Source organism: Subtercola boreus, assembly GCF_003399625.1.
GTDB classification, from domain to species: domain Bacteria; phylum Actinomycetota; class Actinomycetes; order Actinomycetales; family Microbacteriaceae; genus Subtercola; species Subtercola boreus_C.
Genome location: NZ_NBXA01000026.1, coordinates 530,838 through 548,263 on the forward strand (window position 1 = coordinate 530,838; position 17,426 = coordinate 548,263).

General features: G+C 67.2%; 14 protein-coding genes and 1 tRNA gene. 5 read left to right on the forward strand and 10 right to left on the reverse strand.

Annotation, left to right across the window (positions count from 1 at the left end; all coding sequences use genetic code 11):
* Positions 1–152 precede the first annotated feature (152 nt).
* Positions 153–1,001: a formate/nitrite transporter family protein gene (locus B7R21_RS15985; protein WP_116284201.1), complete on the reverse strand. Its 849-nt coding sequence runs from the start codon at positions 999–1,001 to the stop codon at positions 153–155.
* Between the two features lie 173 nt (positions 1,002–1,174).
* Here B7R21_RS15985 and B7R21_RS15990 point away from each other — a divergent pair, with 173 nt between their 5' ends.
* A complete protein-coding gene (locus tag B7R21_RS15990) occupies positions 1,175–3,748 on the forward strand; it encodes an excinuclease ABC subunit UvrA (protein WP_116284202.1) in 2,574 nt (857 codons plus the stop codon).
* Here B7R21_RS15990 and B7R21_RS15995 read toward each other — a convergent pair.
* From B7R21_RS15995 to B7R21_RS16005, 3 genes are all read right to left on the reverse strand, one after another.
* Complete coding sequence (locus tag B7R21_RS15995; RefSeq protein WP_116284203.1) at positions 3,720–4,760, reverse strand: zinc-dependent alcohol dehydrogenase family protein; 1,041 nt, start codon at positions 4,758–4,760, stop codon at positions 3,720–3,722. The genes B7R21_RS15990 and B7R21_RS15995 overlap by 29 nt on opposite strands.
* A 192-nt stretch (positions 4,761–4,952) precedes the next feature.
* Positions 4,953–5,042: transfer RNA gene (locus tag B7R21_RS16000), tRNA-Ser, on the reverse strand.
* Between the two features lie 52 nt (positions 5,043–5,094).
* On the reverse strand, positions 5,095–6,090 hold the full coding sequence (locus B7R21_RS16005) for an alpha/beta fold hydrolase (RefSeq protein WP_116284204.1): 996 nt from the start codon (positions 6,088–6,090) through the stop codon (positions 5,095–5,097).
* Positions 6,091–6,418: 328 nt separating this feature from the next.
* Between B7R21_RS16005 and B7R21_RS16010 the strand changes: the two genes are divergently transcribed.
* The 3 genes from B7R21_RS16010 (at position 6,419) to B7R21_RS16020 (ending at position 9,513) form a co-directional block, all read left to right on the forward strand.
* Positions 6,419–7,603 (forward strand): RtcB family protein, encoded by a 1,185-nt coding sequence (locus B7R21_RS16010; protein ID WP_116284205.1) that lies wholly within the window; start codon positions 6,419–6,421, stop codon positions 7,601–7,603.
* A gap of 192 nt (positions 7,604–7,795) precedes the next feature.
* Positions 7,796–8,641, forward strand: coding sequence for a PIG-L family deacetylase (locus B7R21_RS16015; RefSeq protein ID WP_116284206.1), 846 nt, complete (start codon positions 7,796–7,798; stop codon positions 8,639–8,641).
* Between the two features lie 95 nt (positions 8,642–8,736).
* Positions 8,737–9,513, forward strand: a complete 777-nt coding sequence (locus tag B7R21_RS16020) for a hypothetical protein (protein WP_116284306.1) — start codon at positions 8,737–8,739, stop codon at positions 9,511–9,513.
* Here B7R21_RS16020 and B7R21_RS16025 read toward each other — a convergent pair whose 3' ends face one another.
* Complete coding sequence (locus B7R21_RS16025) at positions 9,514–9,792, reverse strand: hypothetical protein (protein WP_147305923.1); 279 nt, start codon at positions 9,790–9,792, stop codon at positions 9,514–9,516.
* 119 nt (positions 9,793–9,911) lie between these two features.
* Here B7R21_RS16025 and radA point away from each other — a divergent pair, with 119 nt between their 5' ends.
* The gene (radA, locus tag B7R21_RS16030) at positions 9,912–11,240 is read left to right on the forward strand and encodes a DNA repair protein RadA (protein ID WP_116284208.1); all 1,329 of its coding nucleotides are present in this window, start codon (positions 9,912–9,914) and stop codon (positions 11,238–11,240) included.
* Positions 11,241–11,352: 112 nt separating this feature from the next.
* On the opposite strand, the gene B7R21_RS16035 is transcribed toward radA, so the two are convergent.
* From B7R21_RS16035 to B7R21_RS16055, 5 genes are all read right to left on the reverse strand, one after another.
* Positions 11,353–12,978 (reverse strand): carboxylesterase/lipase family protein, encoded by a 1,626-nt coding sequence (locus B7R21_RS16035; protein ID WP_216364265.1) that lies wholly within the window; start codon positions 12,976–12,978, stop codon positions 11,353–11,355.
* Between the two features lie 682 nt (positions 12,979–13,660).
* Positions 13,661–14,029: a type II toxin-antitoxin system death-on-curing family toxin gene (locus B7R21_RS16040; RefSeq protein ID WP_116284209.1), complete on the reverse strand. Its 369-nt coding sequence runs from the start codon at positions 14,027–14,029 to the stop codon at positions 13,661–13,663.
* The gene (locus B7R21_RS16045; protein ID WP_116284210.1) at positions 14,026–14,565 is read right to left on the reverse strand and encodes a Panacea domain-containing protein; all 540 of its coding nucleotides are present in this window, start codon (positions 14,563–14,565) and stop codon (positions 14,026–14,028) included. Before B7R21_RS16045 ends, B7R21_RS16040 begins: the two co-directional genes overlap by 4 nt.
* A 251-nt stretch (positions 14,566–14,816) precedes the next feature.
* Positions 14,817–15,503, reverse strand: a complete 687-nt coding sequence (locus B7R21_RS16050) for a hypothetical protein (protein ID WP_116284211.1) — start codon at positions 15,501–15,503, stop codon at positions 14,817–14,819.
* 65 nt (positions 15,504–15,568) lie between these two features.
* Positions 15,569–17,287: a phosphoenolpyruvate--protein phosphotransferase gene (locus B7R21_RS16055; RefSeq protein WP_116284212.1), complete on the reverse strand. Its 1,719-nt coding sequence runs from the start codon at positions 17,285–17,287 to the stop codon at positions 15,569–15,571.
* Between the last annotated feature and the right edge of the window lie 139 nt (positions 17,288–17,426).

The window sequence follows — 17,426 nt, forward strand, 5'->3', positions numbered from 1 at the left end:
TGTAGCGAATATCGATATAGATCAGGTCATTTCACCCTCGATCCACGGGTACGAAACGGTCACCGATCAGAGGCCATCACCCGGCCAGACGGGGTCCGGGGCACAGTCCGGACCGGAATTGCGGCGGCTACAGGCGCCGTATTCTCCTTCGATCACAGCTCGGATGGCGCCCGGCCCGGCCCGCCCGAGCTCTCGCTGTTCGCCGTGGCCCTGGTACGAAAGAGCTCTTTCGTGCGAAGGAGCCGTAGGGCTGTGACGAGCACGAGGCCGCCCAGCATGTTGAACAACAGGGTGTAGCCGAACCACCCCAGCCATTGGGCATAGGTGACCGGAGCCCCCGACTGGATGGCGCCGAAGATGAGGAGTGAGTCCAGGATCGAGTGGAACAGCTGCAGTCCGGCGAGAAGGAACCCGCCGATCACCGTGGCGACGATCTTCGCCGGATCGGACTCGGTACCCTGCTGCATCCTGGTCATCAGCGTGATCGTGCTTCCCCCGAGAACCGCGAGCACCACGCTCTGCAGCCCGAAAGGTGCCTGCGTGAAATGGAGGGCGGCTTCGGAGAGGGTGCCCTGCCACTGGGGAAAAGCCTGCACGACGAGCCACATGAAGATCCAGCCGCCGATGAGGTTCGTGACGAGGGTTCCGCCCCAGAGCTTGGCGAGCTGGCCGATGTTCCCCTCCCGGGCGACGACCGCGGCGACAGGCATCAGGAAGTTCTCGGTGAACAGCTCACTGTGGGCCAGGAAGAGGGCGACGAGACCGGCGCTGAACGCCAGTCCGGCGAGCAGGTGATCCCCGGTCTGGTGGAGCACTGCCAGGTAGGCCATCACGCCCAACCCGACCTCGAGTCCGCCGAAGAAACCGGTGATCAGAATGGCGCGCCAGGTTCGGTGCAGTCGCTCGGCGCCTTCCTCGATCGTGTTGTCGAACGATTCAGCGAGTTCGTCCTCGACAGGCTCGTTGCGGTCCCCGATCTCCTTTCGGCGTCTCTCACTCATCGGGGCCTCCGAGGAGAGGCTCCGCCTGGCCGAACGTGCGGGTGGCTGATGTGCATGACGGTAGTCAAGCCGATCTGCCGCGCCACCATCAGGGATCGAAAAAAACGGTGGACTGTGTGAACGATTGTGATTCCCGGGCTCGCCTACGCTTGAACCAACCAGAGAGAGTCGGAATGAACCACACAGACGGCTCCCCAGCCACAACCGGATCAGGGCGCGTGCGCGTGCGTGGCGCCCGGGAGCACAACCTGCAATCCGTCGACGTCGACATCCCCCGCGACGCTCTCGTGGCCTTCACGGGGGTCTCGGGATCGGGAAAGAGTTCCCTGGCGTTCGGAACGGTCTACGCCGAAGCGCAACGCCGGTTCTTCGAGTCCGTCGCCCCCTACGCGAGGCGCCTCATCGACCAGGTCGGCGTTCCCGACGTGGATTCGATCGACGGCCTGCCGCCCGCCGTGGCACTTCCGCAACGCCGTACGAGCGGAACGGCTCGCTCGACGGTGGGGAGCGCGTCGACCGTCGCGAACGTGGTTCGCATGCTGTTCTCCCGGGTGGGAACGTACCCGGCCGGCGCCCCGATGCTGTTTGCCGAGGACTTCTCCGCGAACACGGTTCAGGGCGCCTGCCCCGAGTGCCACGGCCTCGGCCGGGTCTACGACGTGCCCGAAGACCTGATGGTTCCCGATGACTCCCTGTCGATTCGCGAGAAGGCGCTTGCAGCCTGGCCGACGGCCTGGCACGGCAAGCAGCTCCAGGACAGCCTCGTCTCCCTCGGCTACGACATCGACGTGCCGTGGCGGGACCTTCCCGCCGACCAGCGGAACTGGGCGCTGTACACCCAGGAGTCACCACAGGTGCCGATCTTCCGCGATCTCTCGCCACGCGATGTACGGAAGGCCGTGGCATCCGGGGCGGAACCGTCGTACATGAGCACGTTCCTCGGCGTGAAACGCTACGTCCTCGACACGTTCGCCTCGTCGAAGAGCGCACGGATGCGCGAGAAGGCGGCCGGCTTCCTGGTCAGCGTGCGCTGCCCCACCTGTGGCGGCAAGCGCCTCAAGCCGGACGCCCTCGCCGTGACCTTCGAAGGCAGGGACATCACCGAGGTCTCCTCGATGCCCCTGGAGGAGGTGACCCGGCTGATGGAGAGGGTGCTCCTCCCCGACTGGGGAACCTCTCGCCTGTCCTCAGAAGGAGACCTGCCTCCGGAGAAGCGCCTCGCCGCCCAGCGGCTCGTCTCCGAACTCCGGGGGCGGCTCTCGCCGCTCATCGACCTCGGGCTCGGATACCTCACGCTCGACCGCACGACCCCCACCCTGTCGTCGGGGGAACTCCAGCGCATGCGCCTGGCCACGCAGGTTCTCTCTCGCCTCTTCGGTGTCGTCTTCGTGCTCGACGAGCCGTCGGCGGGCCTGCACCCCGCAGACACCGAAGCTCTCGTGGGCATCCTGAAGAGCCTCCGCGATTCCGGCAACACGGTCTTCTACGTGGAGCACTCCCTCGACGTCATCCGGGAGGCGGACTGGATCGTCGACATCGGCCCGGGTGCCGGCATCGCCGGCGGCACCGTCGTCTACTCGGGCGAGATCGAAGGCCTCCGCAGCGCGAAGGACTCCGTCACCCGCCGCTACCTCTTCGACGACTCGGATCCGGTGGCCGCACCCCTCCGCCAGCGGCGACCCGGAGATACGCGACTCGTCCTCAGCGATGTCACGCGGAACAACCTGTCTGATGTCTCCGTGTCCTTTCCGCTGGGAGCCTTCACCGCAATCACCGGTGTCTCAGGATCGGGTAAATCGACACTCCTCAACCACGGCATCCCCGACCTCCTCGCCAGAGACCTCGCCAGCGCCACCGAGGAAGTCGAAGGCGAGGCAGAATCGGCGGCCGAGGATCCTCTCCTCTCGGGGTCACCGACGACGACCTCCGGTCGTGCATCGGGTCCGGCCGATCGCGTGCGGCGTGTCGTGCAGGTGACCCAGAAGCCGATCGGGCGGACGCCACGGTCGAACGTGGCGACCTACACCGGTGTCTTCGACCAGATCCGGCGCCGTTTCGCCGCAACGCCTGAGGCTCGGCAGCGCCACTACGGCGCGAGCCGGTTCTCGTTCAACCTGCCGAGCGGGCGGTGCCCGGTCTGCAGGGGTGAGGGCATGATCGAGGTCGAGTTGCTGTTCCTGCCCACCGTGCACGCGCCGTGCACCGCCTGCGCAGGAACGCGCTACAACGCCGAGACCCTCGAGATCCGGCTGAACGGGATGACCGTCGCCGACGTTCTCGCCCTGAGCGTCAGCCGCGCCCGCGAGTTCTTCGACGAGGACACCGACGTCGTTCCGCACCTGGATGCCCTCCTCGACGTGGGACTCGGCTACATCTCCCTCGGCCAGTCGGCCACGGAGTTGTCGGGCGGGGAGGCGCAGCGCGTCAAACTGGCGTCAGAGCTCCGGCGCGCCCAACGCGGCGACACCCTCTACCTCCTCGACGAGCCCACCTCCGGGCTCCACCCGGCCGACTCCGACCGCCTCATCGGTCACCTCCAGCGACTCGTCGACGGCGGGAACACCGTCATCGTCGTCGAGCACGACATGCGCGTCGTCGCAGAGGCCGACTGGGTGATCGACCTCGGGCCGGGAGCCGGAGACGCCGGCGGGCAGATCGTCGCCGAAGGCACGCCGGAGGCTGTCGCGGGCAGCGCCGAAAGCCGTACCGCGCCCTTCCTCAAGACCGCCCTGGAGCGACGATCGTGATGCCCGTGTGGGTCGAGTGGTTCAACGTGGGCAGGAGCACCGCGGCCTCCCGGAGTCCGACCACCCGCGAGATGAGATCCTGCGGTCGCAGAACACCCGACTCGATCAGGGCCAGCATCGGCGGATAGTCGGTCGCGGCCATCCCGTGGCTGCCGAGCAGGTCGAGTTCCCAGGCGATCACGCGCGAGAGAGGCACCCGGGGGTGGCCGTTGGTCGGCGGGATCAGGCCGACCTGCACGTGTCGCCCCCTCCGACGGAGGCTGAGGATTGCGTCAGACGATGTCTGCTCGCTTCCGACAGCGTCGACGGAGACGTGGCTGCCGCCCTCTGTCACCTCCTGCACACGCTCTGGCACGTCGGTGCCGTCGGCGAGGAGTACCCGGTCGGCGCCGAGTGAGGTGGCGACCGCCAGGGCCGCAGGGTTCCGGTCGACGGCGATCACGTTCGCGCCGAGGGCCTTCGCCACGAGGAGGGCGCTGAGACCCACGCCTCCCGCGCCGATGACGGTGACCCATTCACCGGGGCGCACAGCAGCGCGACCGACGAGGGCCCGGTATGCCGTGGCGAAGCGGCAGCCCAGACTGGCGGCCGCTTCGAAAGTCACGCCCTCCGGGATGGCGACCAGGTTGGTGTCGGCGGCATGAATCACCACGAACTCGGCGAACGAGCCCCAGTGCGTGAACCCGGGTTGCTGCTGGTGAGGGCACACCTGGGCATTGCCGCTCACGCACCAGTCACAGGCGCCGCAGCCCTCGATGAACGGCGCCGTGACCCTCTGACCGACCGACCAGCGCCCGACACCGCGACCCACAGCCGCGACGACTCCGGCGAACTCGTGCCCCGGCACGTGCGGAAGGGCGATCTCGTCGTGACCGGCCCAGGCATGCCAGTCGCTCAGGCAGAGGCCTGTTGCGAGAACCTCGATGACCACCCCGCCGTCGGGCACCTCGGGGTCGGGTACCGTCTCCACCTCGAGACTGCCGCCGATCTCCTTCAGAGTGAGCGCACGCATCCCCTCACAACCTCTCGATTCAGTGCCGCCTCCCGAGGACCGGCATCGTTATCGGCGTTCCCTCGACCTGATCGCGAACGTACCGTAGCGCGGAGAAGTCCTCGAGGGCAAACCCGGCTTGTGCCGACCTTTCAATCGCGCCAAAAACCCCCTGACTGGCCCGGTGCGAAGGGGAGGCAGGGGGTTTGACAATGGCGGTACCGGTGGGATTTGAACCCACGGTGCTCTTTCAAGCACACATGTTTTCGAGACATGTACCTTCGGCCGCTCGGACACGGTACCGGGGAATACCTTACGGCACCCCGCAGCGGGGCGCCAATCCGGGCACCATCCGCTACTCCTCGCCGGCCTTCCGGGCGTCCCCCGCCTGCTCCATCGCCTCCGCGTGCAGGGTCTTGCCCTCGGCGATCAACTCGTCGTCGCCGCGCGCGACCCCGACCGCTTCGGTCAGCCTGCCCTTGACGGCGGCGACGGCATCCGGAATCGACACCGGCGTCGGTGCATCCGGAATGTCGTCGGCCGAGGTGTCGTACACACGGATGATGTCCGAGTCCTTCAGCGGCGTGTCGCTCGTCGCCTGCTCGGCATGCTCGACGCAGAGCCGCGCGACCTCTTCGGCGTGGGCGTGCATCACAGAGTGCGCCGCGCCCGGCATCTCCCAGAGCCGGGAGTTCGGCAGCAGCCGGCCGACCTCCTCGACCCAGTCCCGCGGCGCGACGGCGTCGAATTGCCCCCTGATCACCAGCGTGTGGGCGTGGATGTTCGGCAGGGCCTTCTCGATCGGATACTGCATCATCTCCGGCAGGATGCGTGAGAACCACTTGAAGCCGCAGACCGCATAGGCGCTGATCGCCAGGAACTTCACCTTGAACGGCTCGTGCCAGGCGGCCTGCAGAAAGCGAAGGGCCGCGCGCGCGATCCACCGTTCCCGAGGGTTCACGACCGGGCCGATGAGCACCAGTGTCGAGATCTCCGGGCGTCGCGAAACGAGGTCGCTCACGATCTGCGTGCCCATCGAATGCCCCACGATGATGGGGTCTTCCAGCCCCAGGTCGTCGACGACCTTGCCCACGAGGTCGGCGTACTGGCGGATCGTCATCGCGCTGTCGGGGTGCGGAACCCCGCCGAACCCGGGCAGGTCGAGGGCGTGCACCGGGCCGAATTCGTTGAGGTTCGGAGCGAGGCGTTCGAAGTACGTCGACGAGACGCCGATGCCCGGCACGAGCACGAAGGGGCGCACGCCGGTCGTGCCGATCGTGTTGACGCGGGCGTACGTGTCGCCGTCTGGCGTGTAGACGCGACTGACCTCGACGTGGATGCGGGATGCCATGCGTCAAGGATAAACCAGGCGTTCTGTTGACACGGAGTGAGCGCCCGAGTATCGTTCCAAGGCTGTGCCGCACGGGCACACATCCCAACGAGAACCAGCGGAACGGAGCAGGCCATGCGCAGTTATCAGCAGCAGGCCATGCGCAGTTATCAGCAGCAGCCCATGCTTCGCACCGATCTGCCCGAATACGGGCATCCGCAGATCCTCGACTCACTCGTCGCTCCGTAGAGAAACTTCTCTGCACGTGGGCTCCGACCATCGAGGTCGGGGCCCTTTTCTGCGTTGCTGAATCGTCGAACACCAACACCCACAGAAAGAAAGAAAGGTCATGAAGAAGATCACCGAACGCCTGCTGTCGTGGGCGAGCATCCTCGAAGAGAACACTCTCGAGCAGGCCCGCACCTCATCGCGCATGCCGTTCATCTACCCGCACCTCGCCCTGATGCCCGACGCCCACCTCGGGCTGGGTGCCACGGTCGGTTCGGTCATCCCGACGCTGGGTGCAGTAATGCCCGCGGCGGTCGGCGTCGACATCGGTTGCGGCATGATCGCGGTGAAGACGCAGTTCACGGCTCTGGATGTCGCAGCCCGCGTCGCCCAGGGCACACCGTTGAGCGAGCTGCGCGAACAGATCGAGCGCGCCATTCCGCTTTCGGCGGGAGGGAAGAACAACAAGATCGTCGCGACCGCCGCACCGCGCGTGGCCGAGCTCGAGGCCCTCGCCGTCGAGGCCGGTTTCGACCCGGCGACGCGCGCGAAGGCGTGGGCGCTGCAGCTCGGAACGCTCGGTAGCGGCAACCACTTCATCGAAGTGTCGCTCGACGAGAACGACCAGGTCTGGCTGTTCCTGCACTCGGGCAGCCGCGGGGTCGGCAACCGCATCGCCCAGCACCACATCAGGGTCGCCCAGGCGCTCATGACGAAGTGGTGGATCCCGCTCGCCGACCGCGACCTCGCCTACCTCGTGGAGGGAACGCCGGAGTTCGATCGGTACATCGCCGAGCTCCGCTGGGCCCAGCACTTCGCTCTGCTGAACCGTGAGGAGATGATGGATCGGGTCATCCGCCAGCTCAGCGACTTCATGGGCGATGCGGTCGAAGATGTGGAACGCATCAACTGCCACCACAACTTCACCCAGAAGGAGACGCACTTCGGTAAGAGCGTGTGGCTGTCGCGAAAGGGCGCCATCTCGGCGCGAGCCGGGCAGGCGGGGCTCATCCCGGGGTCGATGGGCACGGCGTCGTACGTGGTCGCCGGGCGTGGCAACGTGCTCGCGCTCGAGTCGTCGCCGCACGGCGCGGGGCGTTCGCACTCCCGGAGTGCGGCGCGGCGCGAGTTCACGCACGAGCAGTTGCGGGAGGCGATGGTCGGGATCGAGTTCCGCGACACGGCGGCGTTCATCGATGAGATCCCGGCGGCGTACAAGCCGATCGACCAGGTGATGGCGGACGCCGCCGACCTGGTGGAGGTGCGGCACACGCTGCGGCAGATCCTCAACGTGAAGGGAGACTGAGGCGGGGCGGGGCGCGTGCGCGGCGGGTGGGGCGTCGGGCGGGGCCGGGATCCGGCCTGTTGCGGCCACGGGCTGCGGTTCGACGCGATTGGGCCGCCCGTATCCCCTTCGGGAGGAGCTCAGACGATGTGCGCCGAATAGCGCGGCACATTCGCTGAGCTCCTCCCGAACGGGGAGCAATACGCTGGGTGGATGCCGTTCACCGAACTCGAAGGGCACCCCGGGGCATCCGTGGTGCTGCTGCACGCCCATCCCGACGATGAGACTCTCGCGACCGGTGGGCTGATGGCACGCCTCGCGGCGGATGGATATCGCGTGGTGCTCATCACCGGAACCCGGGGCGAGCGGGGCGAGGTCGTGCCCGGGCCGCTCAAGGTGCTGGAGGGCACGCCGAAGCTTGCGGCGGTTCGCGTCGCGGAACTCGCCGCCGCGATGCGCGCCCTCGGAGTCGACGACCACCGTTTCCTCGGCGCCGGTGCCGGTGCCGGTGTCGGCGCCGCCGCGGGTGCCGCCGTCGCCGGAGCACGAGCAGCTGCACTTGCCCCGCGAACATATTCCGATTCGGGCATGCAGTGGGGCCCCGGCGGCCGAGCCATCGCGGCCGACGATGCCCCGGCCGACGCGCTCAGCCTCGCACCACTCGACGAGATCGTCGAAGATGTCCTTCACGTCGTGCGGGATGTCGCTCCCCGCGTTCTGGTCAGCTACGACGAGAACGGCGGGTACGGGCATCCGGATCACGTGCGGATGCACGACGCCGCCGTCGCCGTATCGAGGCTGACGGGCATCCCTCTCTATACGGTTGTGGCCGACTGGAACGGTGACGCACCCTCAGCCCCGGGCGACGTGGTCGTGCCGCTCGGCGAGCATCGCGCCGCCGTGTTCGCCGCACTGGCCGCTCACGCCACCCAGCTGACGGTCGATGGCGGCGACATCATCCTCTCCGGCGGGCAGCGTCATACCGTTGCCGATGACGAGGTGTTCAGGCGTTTCGAGGGCGCCGGCCCGGTCGGTTCCGATCGGGTCACAGCGCCGTGATTTCCCGTCGCCCCTCGGGGGCCGAGTGTTAGGCTCGCCTTACCAGGACTCGTAGAAACGTGCTCGGTCTTCAGAAGAAAGGCACATTCACCCACATGAGCTTCATCACCTCACCCGCTTTTGCGGAAAAGGGTTACGTCATCCTCGACTCCTACGACCAGGCCGGCGACCCGAAAGAGTGGCTCGACCTCGAATTCGTGGACTGGAAATCGTCGGGCGTCACCCGTTTCGCCCCCCTCGCAAGCGCGTTCGGCGAGATGGAGTGCAACGGATTCTGGAACCACACGCCGCCCCGCACCGACAAAGACGGCGTCTGGGTGCAGGCGAACGTGGATGTCGCGCCCATCCTGAAGGCCCGTGCCGAGGAGCCCGGAGCGAACATCGGCCGCTGCCGCGTCATCGAATTGCAGCCGAACGACTACACGAACGCCATCTACAACCTGCACCAGGACGACAACAACCGCCTGAACCCCGAGGGAACCGGATGGATCGTCCGTGGCTTCTTCAACCTGTCGGATGACCCGTCGTCGGTGCTGATCCTCCGCGAGGACCGCTTCGATCCCGACACCGAAGTGCGCATCCCGCTTCCCGCCGGCGCGCAGGTCATCGTCGACACCCAGCGATTCTGGCACGCCGTCTGGCAGGTCGGCCCCGAGCCGCGCTACTGCCTGATCACCTCCTGGGAGTCGGGCCCCGAGCTCGACGCCTACATCGAGAAATACCACGGTGCATCGAACAATGTGAACCCGCCGCTGGATGCGCGCGTCATCGAGGATGCCCAGGCCGAGGTGCGCCGTCGCCTCGCCGAACGCTCCGCCACCCTGGTCGCCCAGGGCAAGAAGCTCGCCGACCCGGTCGACCCCGAGGCGTAGTCAGAGCTGACCGCCGCTGCCTCTCGCAATTCGCGCGACGGCGATCTGCGCTTCGATTCGAATGGGTCCATCAGGGTCGCGCCCCGCGTGCTCAAAGGAATCCGGATTCCCGGTCGCGCGACTTCGCATAATGAGCAGCAGCGCCAGAACGGCGATGACGGCGCCGAGACAAATGAACAGACACCAGATCACGATCAGCTCCTGACTTTTCGTCACTATATCATGTGCCGCATCGGCTGGTCGAAGAGGCAACTTGCGCCGATAGGGTTCCTCAGCCATCCGGCGGCTGACTCAGCGTCTCGGATGCTCGTCTCCTCCACAGGGGCGAGCATCCGTGTTTCTCCACAGCTTTCGCCGCGGCTCCCACGGGTGTCGGTGGCCGAGCCTAGGGTGGAGGTATGCCCACCAAGCCCCTCAGCAACTTCAAGTGCACCGAGTGCGGGTGGACGACCCTGCGCTGGGCCGGCCGCTGCGGCGAGTGCCAGGCGTGGGGCACGGTCGTCTCCGCAGCAGAGTCCACCGGCCTCCAGGGCCAGGTGCGCCCCGCCAACATCGACGAGGCGTCGATCGCCCGGCCGATCACCGAGATCGAGACCGACGCTGCGATGCACTGGGCAACGGGCATCACCGAGTTCGACCGGGTGCTCGGCGGCGGCCTGGTACCGGGTGTCGCCATCCTGCTGTCGGGCGAACCGGGTGTCGGCAAGTCGACACTCCTCCTCGAGGTCGCGGCACGGGCTGCGCAGGAACACCTGCGGGTGCTCTATGTCAGCGCCGAGGAGTCGGTCGGGCAGATCAAGATGCGGGCCGAGCGAACCCGATCCCTCTCCCCCACCCTCATGCTCGCCGCCGAGACCGATCTCGCCACGATCCTCGGGCAGATCGACGCCGTGATGCCGCATCTCGTGATCGTCGACTCCGTGCAGACGGTGAGCAGCTCACAGATCGAGGGTGCGGCCGGCGGGCCGACGCAGGTGCGGGCCGTGGCGTCGGCGCTCATCCGTGTGGCGAAGGAGCGGTCGCTGCCGGTGCTGCTCGTGGGGCACGTCACGAAAGACGGCTCCATTGCCGGGCCCCGCGTGCTCGAACACCTCGTCGACGTCGTCTGCCAGTTCGAGGGAGACCGCCAGACGTCGCTGCGTTTCGTGCGCACCCTGAAGAACCGGTTCGGGCCGACCGACGAGGTCGGCTGCTTCGAGATGACCGGGGAGGGCATCCGCGAGGTTCCGGATCCGAGCGGGCTGTTCCTCAGCCGGGGCGCCGAGGCTGTGAGTGGCACCTGCGTCACCGTGGCGCTCGAGGGGCGCCGTGCCCTGCCCGTCGAGGTGCAGGCGCTCGTGGTCGCCACGACAGCGCCGAACCCGAGGCGGGTGACGAACGGGGTCGACGCCTCGCGCGTCTCGATGCTGCTCGCGGTGCTCGAGCGGCGGCTGAAGGTGAAGCTCTCCGACAAAGACGTGTACGTGTCGACCGTCGGTGGGGTGAAGCTCACCGAGCCGTCGGCCGACCTCGCGATCGCCCTCGCCATTGCGTCGGCGAACAACGACAGGGCACTCCCGCACAACTTCGTGGCCTTCGGCGAGATCAGCCTCGCCGGTGAAGTGCGCCCCGTGACATCCAGCGACCTGCGCGCCACGGAGGCGCGTCGCCTCGGTTTCACGAAGATCCTCGGCCCCGGCCAGACGGGCATCCGCCAGGCCTTCGTCTCCGCCTTCGAGACGGCGTAGGGCAGAGCGGGGGCAGCCCGAACAATCGCCGGAACGCACCTGTGATGCGCCCGCGAACCCCTCGTCTCCGCGCAGGCACGATCGAGATCACTGGCCCGCACCGCAGGGCGCGTCACACGTGCGGCACGAAGGCCTGCCACGCCACCCGCCGCGATGCGCGCGGGTCGAGTTCGACCCGATCCACGGCATCGATGACGAGAGTCCGACGCGACTCCTCGTCGTAACGTGGCCACTCGACCACGTTCGTCATCGCGCCGAACCCTGAGCCCGAAACCGATCCCGTGTATGCGAAGCGCACCCAGTACGCACGCATGCGCGCCCCCGCGGCCAGGAACGACCGACGCCCGCCGAGCAGCGTCATCGTGCGCCCGAACACCCCGCCCATCCGATCGAACAGCGCAAACAGTTCGAGCCCGTGGGTCGCATCGAATCCCGCAAGCCGCACCAGCCGAGGCGCAACGTCGAACCGGTAGAAGTACACCGGAGCGTACCTCGCGTGCCGCTCCGCCACCTTCACCGTCGGATACCAGAACGCGAAATCCCCGCCGAAGTCTGCGGCAGCCCGCCGCACCGGCAGGCCCGGATACTCCGCCTTGATCGCCTTCCGCGCCTTCTTCTTCGTGTTGGCGAAGATCGCTCGGATGCGTTTGGGCGTCGTCGCCAGAATGTCGAGCCGGCCGCTGAACAGTGATCCCTCGCGGTCGTTGGTGCCGATGATCAGCGGCACCGGATGCGCGCGCCCGGCCTTGAATGCATCGAGCGGGCGCTCGGGCAGAAAGTCGCCATCGATCACCGGGCACAGCGCGATCGTGCCCGGGTGCAGGTCGGGCGCCGTCGTCGTGAGGGCATCCGTCGCCCGAACGAGGTCCCGCCAGTCGGCCGTCACCAGCAACTCGCCGGCATCCTCTGCACTGGTGTTCTCGACACTGTCGTTCGCGACCCGCGCGCTCAGCAGCTCTACGAACTCCGAGGCCCACAGCCGTGTCTGCGACGGCGGGTACACCGCGTTCGTGGGTGAGCTCTGCGCGATGGCGCGCGCGAAGAGTCCGGATGCCCGGGGCACCGTCATCAGCGTCGTCACCGCGTTGGCGCCGGCCGACTCCCCGAACAGCGTGACTCGGTCGGGGTCGCCACCGAACGCACGGATGTTCGCCGCCACCCATTCGAGCAGAGCGACGCAGTCCTTCAACCCGAGGTTGTTCTCGATCGTGCGCTCCGGCGTGGAGTACTCCGTGAAGTCGAGGAAACCCAACGCGCCGAGACGGTAGTTGAAGCTCACGTAGACCACGTTTCCCTGCCGCACGAGAGTGTCGCCGTTGTGGGGCACCTCCGCCGACGATCCCACGCTGTACGCACCGCCGTGGATGAACACCATCACCGGCAGCAGGGGTCCCCGCCCGACCGGCCGCACGACATTAAGGGTCAGGCAGTCCTCGCCCATCGCCGCATTCTTCGCAGCACCGATGAAGTTGCCCTCGCGGGACTGCGGGGCGACCGCCCCGAAACCGCGCGCATCGCGCACCCCGAACCAGGGCTCAGGCGCGCGCGGTGCCCGGAATCTCAGCTCCCCCACCGGCGGCCGGGCATACGGCAACCCTCGCCACGTCTCGACCCCATGCTCCCGGATGCCGCGGGCGACACCCTGGGCCGTCGTGACGTCGAGCGCGCCTGGCATGCCGGCACCCGAATCCCCGCGTTCGCGGCCGGGGCGCGATCTCGGCGGGCGCAGTGTGGGCATGCTGCGATGCTAACCCGGCGAGATGAACGCCTCCTGCCGCCGTGGCAGTATTTCCTCCGAGAGATTTGTGCGAAGAACCGCTGTCAGGTGAGTAGCAGAGTGAACCGTCCGGCACCAGCTCAGAAGCTCCTGCGCAGCGCGCACAACCCACCGACCGCCCGGAGCTCTTTGCCTTTCTGGGGAAGACTTGCAATCGCGTCGGCGTCGATGCAAACTTTAGAAATTGCTCCCCACCGTCCTTGCGGATTGGTGGGGCTTTTTTCGTTCGGGAGGCCACACACAGGAATTCGGCCTTGCAGGATGTCGCGGTTTTCATCAACTATGAGAATGTGCACCGAACCGGCCACAGCAGGCGGCGGCCTGGTCTCGCGACCCTCGCGTCACTGTGGTTCGGCGCACATCGAGATCGCCTGCTGGACATTTGCAAAGCCCATCTGGTTTCCCGATCTGCTGAGACAGAGACCTTCCAAGCGCGCGCCCTTCTGCTACTTTCTCGGCGCAGAAGATTTCGAGGACTGTCGCGACTCGAGCACATCATCATCATGAGAGGACGCAGACAAAGACTGCGAAGAGTCCCGGCTGGCTAGGCTCAGTAAATGATCCGTCGTGATCCGCGATCAGGCGCTCGATCGGTCGCCCGCGCATTGGCCGACAACGCACTTGACGCCTTCCGCCATGACCATCACAGCGAAAGGGCGAACAGGACCTCGGCCGTCTCGAACTCGGTATGGATGTGTTCGGCAACTTCTTCCATGTACTGGGCCACCGATTCTGATGACAAGTCCGCGATCTCGATGCCGTTGATCGACAGGAACGTCACCATAGAGACCCAAGCTGTCCGCTTGTTGCCGTCGAGGAATTCGTGCGCCTGGCAGATGGAGTGGCAGAGAACACTGGCTTGAATGTGGATAGACGGGTGGAGGTATGCCCCCTCGTAGGTGGCTTGAGCCCGCATTACTCCACCCTCAAGCTTCGAACGATCAATCAGTGGCGCGCCGGACAGCTCGTCGTGGATGTCAATGACTTCGTCGACGGTGAGGAACTGCGTCACCGGCTAGCGAGCAGGTCGAGTGCTTCCTTCCAGCGAGCGCTGACTGTGCGCGCTGTTTCAGCGACACTTCGAGCGTCCGCAATTCGCGCCGAGCCCAACCGCTTGGGCCCTTCGCCAGCCATGGCCAAGCGTGAATAATGTTCTCTCACGAGCTTCGCGTCAACCACTGCTGATGACGGAACTTTCGGAGGGGTATCACCACGAGCGGCGAGCCAAGGAGACTCATGGGAGATTTCAACCAACTCAAGGGCGCTCATGCCCGAATATGCCGCGAGAACGGAGTCGATCAACTCCCTATCCTCTGCAGAGAGTTGACCCTCGTACTTGGGAACGAAAGAGTACCGCTGCAGCTTCCAGAGTTCGCGCTCAACGGGCCCATTGACCCAAGCCTCAAATGGGTTAGCCGTCAGTGGCTTACCGGTCCACGCTAGGCTCCAGGCGTTGGACAGGTACACAAGCTTCTGGGTCTTCGTGTTGTCGAAACCCCACTTGAATCGGGATTCGATGTAGCTCGCGATGTCGACCGCTGTCGTCATGGTGCCACCTTCCCCTTCTCGTGATGTTAGCAACGCGTTGCGAAATAGTAACCCGGGCAACTGACAGTAGCGCGCGCCCTCCGCCCTGAACACCCCGACTGGCGTAATCTCGCGCCGGGCCGTCCGGGGTGCTCAAGATGAGGAACCCGGCATGGAGTGGACGCAGGGCCAAAACCGGAACGCAGGCAGGACACCGTTCCACGAGGGCTCGGACACCCCAACAGTCAAAAGACACGCCCCAGGGGCTGTCTTCAGTAGAGGATGAACTGCGCCGTCGCCGCCGAGGCGATGCCGTCCACCGCGACGGTGAGGTGGTAAGACGCGCCGCCGGCCGGAACCGCAGCCTGGGTACCCGCGCAGGTCGACGGCGACGAGCGCACCCTGTTCCACGCGAACGGCGTGGAGGTCACGACGACGCCGGGCTCGAGCATGGCGGGGGTGTCGGAGGGGGCACTCTGGCAGTCGGTCGACACCCAGTACGTCTCGGTGCCGCTGGTGATCGTGTAGACCTGCTTCGACGTGCCGGCGTCGATGGTGCAGGCCGTGGATCCGGTGTTGACGATGCTGAACGAGAGCTGGGGCACTACGCCTGCGGCGTAGTTGCTCGCGTCGGTGATCGCGGTGACCGTGATGTTTCCGGCGGCGCAGGCGGCCGTACCGTCGGTGGCGGCGCCCGTTGCAGCGCCGGTCGATGACGGGTCGGCAGGCGACGCTGAGGACGCGACATCCGGAGCCCCCGCGGTGCCCGGTGCTGCCGCGGAACCGTTCGGAACCGCGGACTGCTGGTTGCCCACCGGCGCCGCACTCGAACCGGAACCCGGCTTCAGGATGACCAGCAGCACGACCACGACGACCACGACGAGAAGCCCCAGCAGCAGAACGGCCCGGCGCCTCCGGTACACCTTCGGCGAGTGTCGACGGGGCCGCGGGGTTGTCATGGCCTCAGGGTACCTGCCGCGTCTGACAGGCCCCGCGACATCGCTGGCGTGCCCGCGAAAGAGCCCTAGCCGACGGCGTTCGCGGCGGCGAGCCTCGTCACCGCGATGCGCGCCCGCGAAGCAGAGGTCGCCTTCAGCGCTGCGCGTGCGAGCGCCTCGGCCTCCGCCCTGGTGTGCCGGGCGAGTTCGGCCCGCACGTCGGCGATGGCTGCCGGCGTCATCGAGAGGGAGGTGACGCCGAGCCCGACGAGCACGACGGCGAGCAGGGGGTCCGCGGCGGCCTCGCCGCACACGCCGACCGGCTTTCCGGCGTCGAGGCCGGCTCGCCCGAGCATCCCGACGAGGCGGAGCACGGCTGGATGCCACGGATCCTGCAGGTTGGCAACCGAACCGAGCAGGCGGTCGGCGGCGAGGGTGTACTGGGTGAGGTCGTTCGTTCCGATGCTGACGAAGTCGGCCGTCTCGAAGATCTGGTCGGCGACGAGCGCGGACGAGGGAACCTCGGCCATCACGCCCGCAACCTGGATGCCGAGCTCCCGGGCGACGGTGGTGAAGTATTCGGAGTCGTCGGCGTCGGCGACCATCGGCGCCATCACCCAGAGGTCGACGCGTTCGCTCGCGCCACCCCCGCCGTGCCGCCCGGCACCGAGCACCCCGGCGCCGTTGACGGCCTCCTCCGCCCGCGCGAGCGCGGTGAGCTGGTCGATCAGGATCTGCTCGCTCGCCCGCAGAGCACGGATCCCCCGGAGCCCGAGCGCCGGGTTCTCCTCGGGGGCGTCGTTCAGGAAGCTGAGCGGCTTGTCGGCGCCCGCGTCGAGCACGCGGACGACGACCTTCTTGCCTGCGAAGGCGCGCAGCATCCGCTCGTACTCGACGAACTGTTCGTCGACCGTCGGCGCGACGCTCGCGTCGAGGAAGAGGAATTCCGTGCGGAACAGCCCGACGCCCTCCGCGCCGGCGGCCAGTGCTTCTGCAGCGCCGTCGGCCGAGCCGAGGTTCGCGAGCAGCGGGATGGCCGTGCCGTCGGCGAGCGCGCCGGGCGTCAGGGGAGCCGCGGCGAGGCTCGCGCGTTCGGCGATGCGCTGGCGGGCATCCTCAACATCGCTGTCAGAAGGCGATGTGTCGACGGTGCCGGCCGCGGCATCCAGCACCACAAAGGTGCCGTCGGCGATGTTCTCGGCGCCCTCGACCCCCACGATGGCGGGAATCGACTTCGACCGAGCCAGGATCGCGGTGTGCGAGGTGGGCCCACCCTCGCGCGTGATCAGCCCCATCACCTTGTCGAGGTCGAGCAGCGCCGTGTCGGCGGGGGCGAGGTCGTGGGCGACGAGGATGAACGGCGCGTCGGACTCGGGGATGCCCGGAGCCGCCACCCCGCGGAGGTTCGCGATCACGCGGCGGGAGACATCGTCGAGGTCGGTTGCGCGCTCGGCCATGTAGCCGCCCATCTGCACGAGCAGATCGCGGAATCCGGCATAGGCCTCGAACACCGCGCGCTCGGCGGTCCTTCCGTCGCCGAGGCGGGTCTCGATGTCCTCGACGATGGTCGGGTCAGCGGCCATCAGGGACTGGGCGTTCAGAACGTCCTGCGCCTGGCCACCGGCCTTCTCGCCTCGCGCTTCGAGGTCGGCCGAGACGGCAGCCAGGGCGGCCTGCACTCGCGCGAAGGCCTCAGGCTGCGGCTCGGTGGAGACCTCGTCGACCGGTTCGGCGAGAGGTTCGGGCATCCGCAGAGTCGGGCCCACAGCGACCGACCGACCGACTCCGACACCGTTCAACACCATCGTGATCTCCTTCGACCGGCAGGCAGTGCTGCGTCCGTCGTCTCCAGAGTAGTGCGGAGGATGATCGGGGCGCCGTTCCGCACTCGCGGCTTAGTCTGACGAATTCTCAGCTTGAGCTCGTCTGAGCATCTAGACTGTT

Excerpts from the sequence above, each read along its gene's own strand:
- B7R21_RS16045 (WP_116284210.1), bottom strand. The coding sequence starts at position 14,565 with ATGACGACAGCGGTCGACATCGCGAGCTACATCGAATCCCGATTCAAG.
- B7R21_RS16050 (WP_116284211.1), bottom strand. The coding sequence starts at position 15,503 with ATGACAACCCCGCGGCCCCGTCGACACTCGCCGAAGGTGTACCGGAGG.
- B7R21_RS16020 (WP_116284306.1), top strand. The coding sequence starts at position 8,737 with ATGAGCTTCATCACCTCACCCGCTTTTGCGGAAAAGGGTTACGTCATC.
- B7R21_RS16035 (WP_216364265.1), bottom strand. The coding sequence starts at position 12,978 with ATGCCCACACTGCGCCCGCCGAGATCGCGCCCCGGCCGCGAACGCGGG.
- B7R21_RS16025 (WP_147305923.1), bottom strand. The coding sequence starts at position 9,792 with ATGGCTGAGGAACCCTATCGGCGCAAGTTGCCTCTTCGACCAGCCGAT.
- B7R21_RS15990 (WP_116284202.1), top strand. The coding sequence starts at position 1,175 with ATGAACCACACAGACGGCTCCCCAGCCACAACCGGATCAGGGCGCGTG.
- B7R21_RS16055 (WP_116284212.1), bottom strand. The coding sequence starts at position 17,287 with ATGGTGTTGAACGGTGTCGGAGTCGGTCGGTCGGTCGCTGTGGGCCCG.
- B7R21_RS16015 (WP_116284206.1), top strand. The coding sequence starts at position 7,796 with ATGCCGTTCACCGAACTCGAAGGGCACCCCGGGGCATCCGTGGTGCTG.
- radA (WP_116284208.1), top strand. The coding sequence starts at position 9,912 with ATGCCCACCAAGCCCCTCAGCAACTTCAAGTGCACCGAGTGCGGGTGG.
- B7R21_RS15985 (WP_116284201.1), bottom strand. The coding sequence starts at position 1,001 with ATGAGTGAGAGACGCCGAAAGGAGATCGGGGACCGCAACGAGCCTGTC.
- B7R21_RS16010 (WP_116284205.1), top strand. The coding sequence starts at position 6,419 with ATGAAGAAGATCACCGAACGCCTGCTGTCGTGGGCGAGCATCCTCGAA.
- B7R21_RS15995 (WP_116284203.1), bottom strand. The coding sequence starts at position 4,760 with ATGCGTGCGCTCACTCTGAAGGAGATCGGCGGCAGTCTCGAGGTGGAG.
- B7R21_RS16005 (WP_116284204.1), bottom strand. The coding sequence starts at position 6,090 with ATGGCATCCCGCATCCACGTCGAGGTCAGTCGCGTCTACACGCCAGAC.